The sequence below is a fragment of the Peribacillus sp. S4 genome (genome assembly GCF_046715815.1).
In the GTDB taxonomy this organism is placed as follows: Bacteria; Bacillota; Bacilli; order Bacillales; family DSM-1321; genus Peribacillus; species Peribacillus frigoritolerans.
Window position 1 is genome coordinate 1069797 of sequence record NZ_CP175708.1, and the last position, 12709, is coordinate 1082505.

Annotated in this window: 9 protein-coding genes; 8 read left to right on the forward strand and 1 reads right to left on the reverse strand. The window is 36.9% G+C overall.

What is annotated here, in order from left to right; translation table 11 throughout:
- The 5 genes from ACJ9PY_RS05105 (at position 1) to ACJ9PY_RS05125 (ending at position 6730) form a co-directional block, all read left to right on the forward strand.
- A complete protein-coding gene (locus ACJ9PY_RS05105) occupies positions 1–948 on the forward strand; it encodes a transketolase family protein (protein WP_411739602.1) in 948 nt (315 codons plus the stop codon).
- A 33-nt stretch (positions 949–981) separates the two neighbouring features.
- Positions 982–2436 carry a four-carbon acid sugar kinase family protein gene (locus ACJ9PY_RS05110; protein WP_328134938.1) on the forward strand — a complete coding sequence of 485 codons (1455 nt, stop codon included), beginning with the start codon at positions 982–984 and terminating at the stop codon, positions 2434–2436.
- Entirely contained in the window at positions 2437–4194 is a 1758-nt protein-coding gene (locus ACJ9PY_RS05115) for a thiamine pyrophosphate-binding protein (protein ID WP_057275699.1), read from the forward strand.
- A gap of 143 nt (positions 4195–4337) precedes the next feature.
- Positions 4338–5276 (forward strand): sugar phosphate isomerase/epimerase family protein, encoded by a 939-nt coding sequence (locus ACJ9PY_RS05120; protein ID WP_034314946.1) that lies wholly within the window; start codon positions 4338–4340, stop codon positions 5274–5276.
- A 203-nt stretch (positions 5277–5479) separates the two neighbouring features.
- Entirely contained in the window at positions 5480–6730 is a 1251-nt protein-coding gene (locus ACJ9PY_RS05125; protein WP_278089405.1) for an allantoate amidohydrolase, read from the forward strand.
- A 317-nt stretch (positions 6731–7047) separates the two neighbouring features.
- Here the strand turns inward: ACJ9PY_RS05125 and ACJ9PY_RS05130 are convergent, their stop codons facing one another.
- Positions 7048–8700 (reverse strand): PucR family transcriptional regulator, encoded by a 1653-nt coding sequence (locus tag ACJ9PY_RS05130; protein ID WP_411739603.1) that lies wholly within the window; start codon positions 8698–8700, stop codon positions 7048–7050.
- 978 nt (positions 8701–9678) lie between these two features.
- Here ACJ9PY_RS05130 and ACJ9PY_RS05135 point away from each other — a divergent pair.
- The 3 genes from ACJ9PY_RS05135 (at position 9679) to ACJ9PY_RS05145 (ending at position 12563) form a co-directional block, all read left to right on the forward strand.
- A complete protein-coding gene (locus tag ACJ9PY_RS05135) occupies positions 9679–11031 on the forward strand; it encodes an allantoinase (RefSeq protein WP_057275703.1) in 1353 nt (450 codons plus the stop codon).
- A gap of 255 nt (positions 11032–11286) precedes the next feature.
- Entirely contained in the window at positions 11287–12051 is a 765-nt protein-coding gene (gene allE / locus ACJ9PY_RS05140; RefSeq protein ID WP_063577190.1) for a (S)-ureidoglycine aminohydrolase, read from the forward strand.
- 128 nt (positions 12052–12179) lie between these two features.
- The gene (locus ACJ9PY_RS05145) at positions 12180–12563 is read left to right on the forward strand and encodes a cupin domain-containing protein (RefSeq protein WP_250161024.1); all 384 of its coding nucleotides are present in this window, start codon (positions 12180–12182) and stop codon (positions 12561–12563) included.
- Positions 12564–12709: the final 146 nt, after the last annotated feature.

A 12709-nucleotide genomic window follows, 5' to 3' on the forward strand; every position in this document is an offset into this window, starting at 1 on the left:
ATGGCAAATCAAGAAGCACCACGTAAAGGTTTTGCTGATGCACTAATTAGACTTGGAGAAAAACATGACAATTTAGTGGTACTTGACGCGGACTGCGCAAAATCGAATATGACAAATCTATATAAAAATAGATTTCCAGAACGCTTTTTCAACATCGGTATTTCTGAATGTGATTTAGTAGGTACCGCAGCCGGTATGGCAGTGGCGGGTAAAGTACCATTTGCCAATGCTTATGCAAACTTCCTTACTGGGCGCGCATTTGATCAAATGAGAATTTCAGTATGTTATTCAAATAACAATGTGAAAATTGTCGGTCATAACGCTGGTACATCAGCTGCACAAGAAGGTGCAACACATTTACCGCTTGAAGATATTTCTTTAATGCGCTCACTTCCACGTATGACGGTAATTGTTCCAGCTGATGCGGTTGAAATGGAAAAAGCAGTAGAAGCTGCTTATTACCATGAAGGACCAATTTATCTCCGTGTTGGCAAATTACCAGTACCGATCGTTACCAAAAAAGAAGAACCATTCAAAATAGGCAAAGCAATTAAATATCGTGAAGGAACAGATATAACAATCATCAGTACTGGGATAATGCTTGATGAATCACTAAAAGCAGCAGGTGAATTGGAAAAGCAAGGTGTAAGCGCCGAACTTTTACACATCCATACAATTAAACCTATTGATAAAGAAGCCATTATTGCCTCTGCTGCGAAAACAAAACATGTCATCACAGTTGAAGAGCATTCAATTATAGGTGGATTAGGTAGTGCTGTTGCTGAAGTATTATCGGAAAACCAACCAGCTAAATTAAGAAGAATCGGTACAAATGACCGTTTTGGGGTTTCTGGAAAAATGGATGAATTACTTGATTTATTTGAATTAAGAGCACACCGAATTATTTCTACTGCAAATGAATTATTAGGGCATAGAGTAACTAGCTAATCACATTTTTAGATAATGAAAGGGGGAGGGTTTTTGTCAAACGCAACCCAATATCTAAGTTTAAAGGATACTTTAGACCTCTTCTCTAAATCGGATGACAGCCTTCGTGCTGAAATCAAAGCTCATTTAAATCAAACAAAACATAAGTTTATCGTTTTAGATGATGATCCAACCGGTGTCCAAACGGTACATGATATTTTTGTCATCACGGACTGGGGAAAAGACTGGATTAAAAAAGGATTATCTGATGAGAGAAGTGTACTTTATATTTTAACAAACACAAGAAGTTATAATGCAGAAAAGACGGAAAACATCAATAGGGAGATTGTCCAAAACATTGTTGACGTTACTAAGGAAATGGGAATCAATTATTCAATTATCAGTAGAAGTGACTCAACATTAAGAGGGCATTATCCACTTGAAATTAATGTGCTCCAAGATGAATTATTAAAAACTGCTGATGTACAAATTTCAGGTCATTTAATCATTCCGGCTTTTTTTGAAGCACACCGTTACACCATAGATAATATTCATTATTTAGGTGTGGACGGCCAGCTTGTACCAGTAAATGAAACAGAATTCGCGAATGATTCCGTTTTCGGTTTCAAAACCGCTAATTTGCCAAGATGGATTGAAGAAAAGACAAATGGAAGCGTAGCTTCAGAGTCAGCATTGATCATTTCACTGGAAGATATTCATAATGGCGGCATTGATAGAGTTTATGAGATATTACTATCTGCTAACAATAATGCTCCTATTATAGTAAATGCTAAATCTTATTATGATTTGGACATCGTTTCATTAGCTGTTCTTAAAGCAATTGATTCTGGCAAGCAATTCTTGTTTAGAACTGCAGCATCTATTGTAAAATCGATTGCGGGAATTCAGGATCGTCCATATTTATCAGCTAATGAGATTGTTTCAAATGATGAAAGCCAAAACAATGGTGGCTTTATTATAGTAGGTTCTCACACGAATAAAACTACGGAACAAATTAAGGAACTAATGAGTAAATACCCGATTGAACAAATCGAAATGAGTGTTGTGAAAGTTCTAAATAAAGAAACAAGAATTGAAGAGCTAACACGAGTATGTCAATTAGTAGATCAAAATATTTCTTCTAATCGCGATACGCTTGTATATACGAGTAGAGATTTAATTAGTGCGGAAGATAAGGAAGAAAACTTAAAGATTAGTCAAACTGTTTCAAGTTCTTTAGTTAAAGTTATTCGCTCACTAAAAGTAAAGCCGAAATTCATCATCGCAAAAGGTGGTATAACTTCGAGTGATGTGGCAACTGACGGCTTAGATATTAAATATGCAAAAATTTTAGGGCAAGCGATCGCCGGTGTTCCAGTATGGTTAACCGGAAGTGAAGCTAAGTTCAAAGATACACCTTATATCGTATTTCCGGGCAACGTTGGGGATAAAGATTCAATTGCTCAAATCTTTGAAAATATAAAAAAGGATCAAAAGGGAGAGATATAAATGGCTAAACAAAAAATGACAGCTGCTGAGTTAATTGCCTTGTATTTAGAAAAAAGAGGGGTGAAACATGTTTATGGTGTACCGGGAGCTGCGATTTTACCATTCTATGATGCAGTAAAAGAATTAACTAAAATTGAATCATATATTGTTCGTCACGAACAAACGGGTGCTTTCATGGCTGATGGATATTCAAGAGCAACTGGTGAAGTAGGCGTATGTGCTGCCACATCAGGTCCTGGCGGAACTAACTTCTTAACTGGCCTTTACGGTGCATGGATGGATTCCATTCCAATGATAGCCATTACCGGTCAACAAAAAAATAGTTTAATTGGAACCATGCAATTCCAAGAAGCGCCTATCGTTGAAATGGCAAAGCCTGTAACGAAAGCTGCATACCGTTTAACTGACGGTTCGAAAGCTGCTGAATTTATCCATGAAGCATGGGTAACAGCTACTACTGGCAGAAAGGGTCCAGTTCTTCTTGATTTACCAGTTGATCAACAAAAAGTTGAAATAGAAGTCGACTTAGATGTACTTATCGGTTCTACTCCAGTCGATAACTTACCACAAGCTTCTGACGCTGATATAGAGAAAACATTGGAATTATTAAAAGATGCTAAAAGACCGGTCTTACTATCTGGTGGAGGGGTCAACATTGCAAACGCTACCATTGAATTGAAAGCGTTAGCTGAAGAATTGCAAATCCCTGTAGTAACTTCTGGCATGGGGATGGATACCTTCCCTAACGATCACCCTTTATTCGCTGGACGTATGGGAACGATGCTTGATACTCCATTCGGTAACAAAACAATTGTTGAAGCTGACTTAGTAATCAACCTTGCCGGACGTTTCGCTGATCGTTCAACTGGTAATGTTTCTGTATTCACACAAAACGGTAAGAAAATTATCCACGTAAATCTTGATAATAAGGAAATTGGTAAAGTTGTACCAACGATTTTAGGTATCGTTTCTGATGTTAAAACATTTATGGTTAAACTTGCAGAAGCCCATAAAGCACTTGGTGCTCAAGTAGCTGCAACTGCCGAAGTAGGTACTAGAGTCAACTTAACTGAAGAGCGTAAGAAATGGGCACGAAAAACAGATTACACAACACTTCCAATCAGACAAGAACGTGCATTGCGAGAACTTCGTGAATTCTTAGATCGAGATGCCTTCGTATCACATGACTGCGGTATCAGCCAAATCTGGTCTTCTCAATTATTTGAAACGTATGTACCAAGAACTTACTTATTAACTGGTGGTGCGGGGACAATGGGTTGGGGCCTTGGTGCAGCAATGGCAGCGAAACTTGCATTTCCTGAAAGACAAAGTGTAAACATCCTTGGTGATGGAAGCTTGGGGATGTCATTACAAGATATTGCTACAGCTGCAAAGCATGATATTCCGGTCATTATTTTCTGTATGAATAACTCATTAATGGGATTAATTCGTCAACAACAAAACTGGTTCTATAATGGACGTCAAATTTCTACGGACTTAATTTACAAAAATGAATTATGTGATAATGAAGAGCGCGGAATCGACTTTGTTAAAACGGCTGAAGGTATGGGTGTTCGTGGTGAGCTTGTTACACATTATGATGATATCAAACCAGCTCTGCAACGTGCAGTTGACTCAGGTAAACCATATTTAATCGAAGTTATAGTTGATCCAGATCCTAAGAACGCATGCGAATTCTCTAATAACGGTGCACTTAACGGCTTCAAATACTCCGAAAAGATTGATTATTCTAAATAATAATCACTCTCGATGGAAGTGTTTTTTGAAGCAATGGGATATAACCTATTGCTTCAAAAAATATATTAGTAATGAAAAGCAGTCTTGACTGTACTTAAATAATGGGTTCATTAAAGGAGGGAAGCCGAAAAATCGGCGAAACAATGTCAGCAAATCTTCATAATTCTATGAAAGTCGGAATTGTTCACTTCATGGCTTATCCGGAAACAATGGGTGGAGATGGCCCAGCTGTTGAAACAATTAAGAAAATTGTACAAGATGATTTTTTCTCTGGAATTGAAATTACATCTATTAACAATCCTGAAGAACGTAAAGAGGCTGCTCAAATTTTACAATCCGGTGGAATGAATGTAGGATTTGGTGCACAACCGATTCTATTAAGAAACAAAGGTAACCTTAATTCTTTTGATGAAGCTGAGCGTAGAAGGGCTATCGATTTAGTAAAAGGCGGAATTGACCAGGCTTACGAAGTAAATGCTGCTAAACTTGGTTTCTTAAGTGGGGCTAAACCAGATACTCAACAAGATGTTGCCTTACAATTACTAACGAATTCTATCAAAGAATTATGCGATTATGCAAAATCTAAAGGTGATTTAGTACTCTCACTTGAAACATTTGATGATGAGACTGATAAGAAATGTTTAATCGGTTCGAATAAACTTGCTGTTGAAGTTGCAAAAGAAGTTCGTAAAGTAGATCCCACTTTCGGTTTAATGCTTGATTTAAGTCATTTACCAATGCAGCGTGAAACGTCTCATGATGCATTAACGTTAGCTCGTGATTATATTAACCATGCCCATATCGGAAATTGCTATATTAAAGATGCTTCTGATCCTGCTTACGGCGATCAGCATCCGCGTTTCGGATATCCAGGAAGTGAAGTTGATGTTCCTGAATTAGCGGAGTATTTACGATCTCTATTAGAAATTGGTTACATCGGTGAAGGTATAAAGAATATAGTCGCTTTTGAAGTAAAACCTGTCGGTACAGAATCATCTGATATTGTAATTGCACAGTCAAAACGTACTCTCGTTGATGCATGGTCATTATTACATTCAAAAAAAGGGCGTTTAGTTAGTTAGCCTATATATATGTACGATATGTATTAAACGGTGACAAGTGCTTTTGCTTGTCACCGTTTAATCTAACTTTTAATTAGCTTATCATGTAGAATTCCTATTGAGCAAAGACTAAATAAAGTGTTAATATGACTTTGCATATTAAGTAACTGGATTTAAATAACAAAATTTTTACTTAGAGATTAAATTGGCAGGGAAGTGATCGATTGGTTAAACTTCAGAAGGATGTTGATGCTATAAGAATCAACACTAGAACCGAAGAACTTGCTGCTTGTTCATCCACAACTGTTGGTGTCACTAGACTACCTTTCACAGTGGAAAGTTTAAAAGCAGAAAGTCTAGTTGAAGAGTGGATGAAAGCAGCTGGGATGACGGTAAGAAAAGATGCTCTTAATAATATAATCGGACGTTATGAAGGGAAAGATCCTACAGCTCCAGTTTTAATGATTGGTTCACATTTAGATAGCGTGATTGAAGCAGGTAAATATGATGGGATTCTAGGAGTTATAACTGGAATAGAAGTTGTTCAAACTCTTAAGGATAATGGCATTATATTATGCAATCCAATCGAAGTGGTAGGTTTTTGTGATGAGGAAGGAGTAAGGTTTCACTCAACTTTCCTTGGTAGTAAAGCGATTGCAGGAACTTTTACTGCTGAAGATTTAGAAAGAGCAGATGAACAAGGAATAACAATTGCTGAAGCGTTAAAAGGAATTGGTATTGCTGACCCATATGCTTATAAAGACGCTAGTCGTACTCCAGAAGAACTTCTCGCTTATTTGGAACTTCATATCGAACAGGGGCCTGTGCTTGAGAAGGAGAATGAACCTGTCGGCATAGTTCGTGGGATTGCTGGTGCTACAAGATTTTATTTTGAAATTATCGGGAAACCTGGACATGCAGGGACAGTTCCTGTTGCCCTTAGACAAGATGCGCTTTTAGGAGCTAGTGATCTCATTTCCTACATTGAGAACATCGCTATCCAAAATGAACCATTAGTGGCGACCATCGGAAAACTTACTGTAAGTCCGGGTGCTAGTAATGTAATACCTGGCCTTGTAACAGGAACGCTGGATATCCGTGATTTAAATGTGGATCGTAAGAAAAAAGCCATTGATGCCATATTAACTGAAGGTGAAAGAGTAGCAAAAGCTAGAGGACTCCAAATTCATTTTGAACAGGTCATGGAAGCCGATCCTGTATACTGTGATGAACAATTGATTAAAGTAATCGAGGAGTCCATTAGCGAATTGGATGGCAGTCCTATCAGTCTTGTAAGCGGTGCTGGTCACGATGCAATGGCTATGGCGGAGGTAACGAATGTTGCAATGATTTTCGTTCGTTGTAAAGATGGTCTTAGTCATCACCCAGATGAATTCGTGACTGTAGAAGATATGGGTGCAGGAGCTAGAGTCCTTTACTCTACAGTGATTAAGATAGCCACAAAACAATATTGAGGAACTTATAAGTTTTAGCTATCAACTAAAAGAGAACTTACAAAAAAACTCGTGATCCGACTGTATCGGAACACGAGTTTTTTCAAAATGAATACATTTCAATTATAGGACAAAGATCCTTCATTCGATGAAACAGTCATGCGTATCGACAATGATCCAATGTAATTTAAAAAAGCCACTGAAATTCCTGGATTCCTCCATAATCCAAGACACTTCCAGAAAATAAAGTCGAGATTTACTCTTTATATTGATCTCTGTCTGCGTGGAGCAGTTTACCTTCAGTCAATATCTGCTTTAGTAGTGATTACAATAACTTATTAATCACTATTACCCCTGAAAATTGAACTCATGAGTAAAGCTATCCGTAAATGAAGTGAGTTTTTTGCATCATGAACTGAATAATTCAACATGTCCTCACATTTGGCAATTCGGTATTTAACGGTATTACGGTGAACAAACAGTTTCCTGGATGTAATAGCAAGTTCACAATTATTATCCAAATATACCAATAAGGTATTAACTAAGTCTTTTTCATCTTTATTTTTCGGGTAGGATAAAGAACGTAAAGTATTTTCATAAAATTTTTTTAAATCTTTTTCGGGAATTAACCGAATCAGTTCGATTAATTGCTTGGTCTCGTAAAAGTTGATAAATTTATTTTGAAACAGTTCAGCCCCATTTGTCCATGCTTCCACTGCCTCTTCGTATGTAAGGTGGATATAGGTAAGGTCATTAGAAAAGTTACCAACTCCAAACGACAACGAAATTTTTAGATTTGAATAAGCCTCATTCTGGAACTCCTTCAGCCTTTCTTCTATTATGCTTTTAATCGAATCATTAATATTCAGAGGAGCTTGCATCAAAATAACAAAATATCCATCTTTCATAAAAACGATGTTGTTAGTATCTATTTTTAAAAATGATTTATGTAAAAATTTATATAAATAGTCGTATAATCTATTCATTATGTCTGCACTTTTTTGTAAAGCGTTTTGTTTATCATCATCAATCTTACATACAATGCATACATATTTCATATTGTCGATTAAGCCATGCTGTTTTCCCCTATGAATAATTTCTTGTTTGTTAGAAATCTTTCCATCAACAAGGGAAGCAAAAAAGTTATTTTCTAACAAACGACTGTTTTCTCTAATAGCCTCGTTTTTAAGCAGCGTGAATGAAATGACTGTTGATGCTTGTTCTATAGCTAATTGTGAAGATGGGTATGAAAGCTTATCAGGGTGAAGAATTAATAGAAAATAGGGATAGGGACGCATTGTTTTCACCCGAAACATTTTTATAGAAATGTCCGTATTTTGGATGTCGATAGTAAGCTGGTTTTTCTCTAGGTATGTTTCTATATCACGTTTAATTTGTTCTTGAACATTTTTCATAACGATTTTCATATTTCCTGTACGAAAATGATGAGAAAAGGATGTCACATCACCAATAGGATCAAGTAGGAGAACAGGACATTTTAATAGGGAGCCAAGATTTTCAATTAAAGAATTCAGACTGTAGCCTTTTATCATCATATTGGTAAATTCCTTGTGAATATGCATCGCATAGAATAACTCTTCAATTTGGTTATCCCATATAAAGCTTAATAATTGATGAGCAACCGCACCTAATGTTAATGTCTCTGGAATTTGAATAATTGGAAATTCTAATGAATCGGCCAATTCGATTACATCCTGCGGGATCTCATCAATGAATCTTTTAAGTTTAATGGCAATCCCTGCACATGGAAGTTCATTAATTTGGGAAATGAGATTGCATAATGCATGGGGGTCGTTTTTAAAAGCGTATCCTGTTGTCAATAATAGGGAGTTCTTAGCTAAAAAATTGATGGCATCTGGTGTTTCTGAAATCTCAATTGATTCTACTTTCCTTTTAAGTCCGGCATGTCCAGCAATAATTTTGGCTTCTTGAAACACATCAACGATAAATAAATCTTCTACCTTTTTCATCATACACCTTCTAATTCTACATTTTGTCAGTTTTTATTACTAGAAAGGGAAGCAAACGAATCTTGTTAAATTTGGACAAAAATTTAAATGGAAATTGTTTACATCGCATAATGATTTTGTGAATGAATCCGCTTATAATCAATTGTATAGAGGATTGAAGGTTAATGAAACTGTTTTCAAAATTTTTTTTACATTCCATAAATCCCAAGTTTTTATTATATTTAGAAACTATATTTATATTTTGAAGCGTATACAATCCGCCAGTTCTCTATCATTTTTCTCAGGTACGATGCTCGCATTCGTTCATCTATATTGTTTTTGCTTAAGGCTGTTCGCCGCATACTTTGTTGCTATTTACGAAGTAGTGCAGTGTGGTTGATTTCCCCTCCAGGTGCTCGCTTTCCGCGGGGCGGGCGGTGAGCCTCCTCGGCGTAAACGCCTGTGGGGTCTCACCTGTCCCGCTGCTCCCGCAGGAGTCTCGCACTTCCGCTCCAATCAACCTAAAATAGTTTCGTTTTAAAAACAACAATCTTTACGAAAGAACCTTGTTTAAAAAGCGCAACAGAAACGAGAGGATGTGGTTAAAGGGGCTTAATTGATGGAAACGTGAAATAGTCAGGAAAAGAGTCCGAATATTTAAAAAAATGATCGGTGTTGACGGCCTTGGTGAGGGTGCCGTACAAAACCAGATAACAGCCAAGGCTGCGCATCTCGCTTCCTGTCTTCATAAAGGTGGATGCGATTAAGTTGGGAAAATGGATTGTAAGTTTCATTCCAAAATTGCTTGATAGAAGTTTTAGCGGAATCTACTAAATCTCAAAACGATGTTCAGAAAGTAATAGTTGTATTTAATTCGGAATATATACGATTTCAGTTGTAGAAAGCAAGATGTTCGTTTCTTCATTATGCAACTTGTAAAAGAGGATTCTCCTTAAAAGTTTTTATAAAATTTGATTTCCCACAGAAAGGAATGAACCTATGGCTACATATGATTTAATCATTAGAAATGGAAATCTTGTAATGTTTGATTCGATTGTTCAAGGAGATATTGCAATTAAGGAAGGGAAAATTAAAGAAGTGACTATTGGCAAAAATATTGATGCTTTAGCAACAAGAGAAATTAATGCTGAGGGGCAGCACATCCTCCCAGGATTAATTGATACTCATGTTCATTTCAACGAGCCAGGCAGAACTGAGTGGGAAGGTGTTCAAACTGGTAGCAGAAGTTTAGCGGCAGGTGGGGTGACAACCTATTTTGATATGCCATTGAACAGTACACCACCAACAATCAATAAAGAATATTTGGCATTAAAGAGAGCTTGCTCCGAAGAAAAGTCGGTAGTCAATTGCCGCTTTTGGGGTGGACTTATACCGGAAAATATTGAGAATATTAAGGAACTTGATGAAAATGGAGTAATTGGATTTAAAGCTTTTATGTCACCGAGCGGAATTGTCGATTTCAATCATGTCGATGATAGTACGATTTTTAAAGGGATGAGAGAAATTGCCTCTGTTGGTTCACTTTTAGCCGTTCATGCTGAAAGTACAGTGATTTGTGATCAGCTTGCACAAGAAAAACAAAGACAAAAAAAGACGACTGCAAAGGACTTCGTCGAATCAAGACCGATAATTTCCGAAATTGAAGCGGTAAGAAGAATAATTTCATATGCAGAAGCTACAGGGTGTAAACTGCATATTGTTCATGCGAGCAGCCGCAAAGTAGTGGAAGTCATCAATCAGGCAAAACAAAGAGGCCTGGATATTACGGTAGAAACATGCCCTCATTATTTATCTTTGACATTAAAAGACTTAGAGGAAAAAGGCGGGTTGGCAAAATGCTGCCCTCCACTGCGTGATGATGAAGAAGTAGAACAATTATGGGAAGCTGTAGCAAACGGTGAAATTGACGTAATAGCATCCGACCATTCACCAGCACCTGCCTCTATGAAAGAAGTAATAAATGATGACTTTTTCAGTGCCTGGGGCGGGATTTCCGGTGCCCAATCTACGCTCAATATTATGTTGACAGAGGGGCATTTCAACCGTAATCTTCCTCTGGGGAAAATTGTTGAATTAACATCAACGAATCCAGCTAAGTTATTTGGCCTTTATCCCCATAAAGGGATAATAGCCGTTGATAGCGACGCTGATCTGGCGATAGTTAATCTGAACAAAAGCTTCGAGCTGAAAAAGGAAGATTTGTTCTACCGCCATCAGCAGTCGCCTTATGTTGGCAGGACATTCAAAGGGCAAGTAACAACAACGATTGTCAATGGGGATATTGTTTTTGAAAATGGAAGCATTACCACTGTGGAAAAAATTAAAATCTAGGATTGTTAAGCATAAAGGACTGGAGAAAATCTTTTTATCTATAATGAACAAAAATATAAAACGTTTTTATCAATTAGACATAAAGACTAATTAAATGAAAGCGGTTAATATTTATATAAGGGACTTAATTGTTTCTAACACAAGCTAATAATATATGAAAAGAAGCTACAATTATAAGTTGATTTATAGCGGGAAATGGGCACACCATGAGTCACATATTTCAAATAAAATACGATTAAAAGGAGAGATTAAAAGATGGGTTATCCTAAAGATTTATTAGCAAGCAGATCAATAATTGAGCACGGTAAATATGCGTTAATTGCACCTGAAGGATTGGTTAATAATGTTATTCCGGGATTTGAGAATTGTATCATTTCCATTTTGGGTTCTCCAAAGCTTGGAGCAAGCTTTGTCGATTACATTGTGACAATGCAAAAGGATGGAAAGAACAGCGAGGGGTTTGGTGGACAAGAAGATGTTGAGACATTTGTCTATGTTATTGAAGGGAAAATAAAAGCTGCTGCAGGTGAACAAGAGTTTGTCCTCGATGAAAGCGGTTATTTATATTGTCCGCCAGGAACAAAGATGTATTTAGAAAACCAATCGGATGGAGATTCTAAACTTTTCCTATATAAGCAAAAGTATCGTCCGCTTGAAGGACGGAGGCCATGGGTTCATTCAAACCATGCGAACAACATCGAATTCAGGATTTATGATGATATGCATAATGTCCATCTTAAGGATCTTTTGCCTGCTGATATAGATTTTGATATGAATTTTCATATTCTTTCCTTTGATCCTGCTGCATCTCATCCATTCATCGAAACACATGTGCAAGAACATGGAGCCTACTTACTCTCGGGAGAAGGGATGTATAATCTGGATAATCAGTGGGTTCCTGTAAAGAAAGGAGATTACATTTTTATGGGTCCATATGTACATCAAGCAGCCTATGCGGTAGGCAGAGAAAGTTTAACATATGTTTACTCTAAAGATTGTAATCGTGATGCATCCTTGTAAAAGGTCACATCATATAGAAGAAGTGAGTAGATGACAACTTCAAGAGATTTAATGCGGGCAGAATTGTATTTTAGGGAGATCCGGTAAGTGTAATTCAAAACCATTAAATATAAAAGAGGTGCTGAGGTATGGACCAGAATGTAATTATGAACAAAAAGTCGATAATAGAGGAAAGAGTTTTTGAAATCGATAAAATAGCAAAATTCGATTCTAATGCACCACAAAAAAATTATTTCTATGAAACGGATAAAACTGTTGGGGCAGTTTGGTGTCTTGAACCTGAGCAGGAAGTATATTTACATTCCCATTCGAATGTTGATGATATTTGGGTCTGCATTGAGGGGGAAGGAACATACTTCCCTGACCTAGAGAATGAGATCACGATCAGAAAAGGAATGGTAGTATTGGCCAAGCCTAATCAAATTCATGGAATGCGTAATACAGGAAACAGCCGATTCATGTTTGTAGGCTTTGCTGCAGGGGCATTGCCTATGGATATAACAAGATATTAAAAAAATGCTAAGTTTATTAAACATTACAAAATAATTTAAGTTTCTTCTTTTAAAAAACAAAAAAGTGATTAAGGCGAAGCGATTGTAGTGAAGACAGCGCTTCGCTTATATTTTTATTGTTTTGTAATTTCTACGATTGGCTTCCT

Excerpts from the sequence above, each read along its gene's own strand:
- ACJ9PY_RS05105 (WP_411739602.1), top strand. The coding sequence starts at position 1 with ATGGCAAATCAAGAAGCACCACGTAAAGGTTTTGCTGATGCACTAATT.
- ACJ9PY_RS05115 (WP_057275699.1), top strand. The coding sequence starts at position 2,437 with ATGGCTAAACAAAAAATGACAGCTGCTGAGTTAATTGCCTTGTATTTA.
- ACJ9PY_RS05120 (WP_034314946.1), top strand. The coding sequence starts at position 4,338 with ATGTCAGCAAATCTTCATAATTCTATGAAAGTCGGAATTGTTCACTTC.
- ACJ9PY_RS05130 (WP_411739603.1), bottom strand. The coding sequence starts at position 8,700 with ATGAAAAAGGTAGAAGATTTATTTATCGTTGATGTGTTTCAAGAAGCC.
- ACJ9PY_RS05135 (WP_057275703.1), top strand. The coding sequence starts at position 9,679 with ATGGCTACATATGATTTAATCATTAGAAATGGAAATCTTGTAATGTTT.
- allE (WP_063577190.1), top strand. The coding sequence starts at position 11,287 with ATGGGTTATCCTAAAGATTTATTAGCAAGCAGATCAATAATTGAGCAC.
- ACJ9PY_RS05145 (WP_250161024.1), top strand. The coding sequence starts at position 12,180 with ATGGACCAGAATGTAATTATGAACAAAAAGTCGATAATAGAGGAAAGA.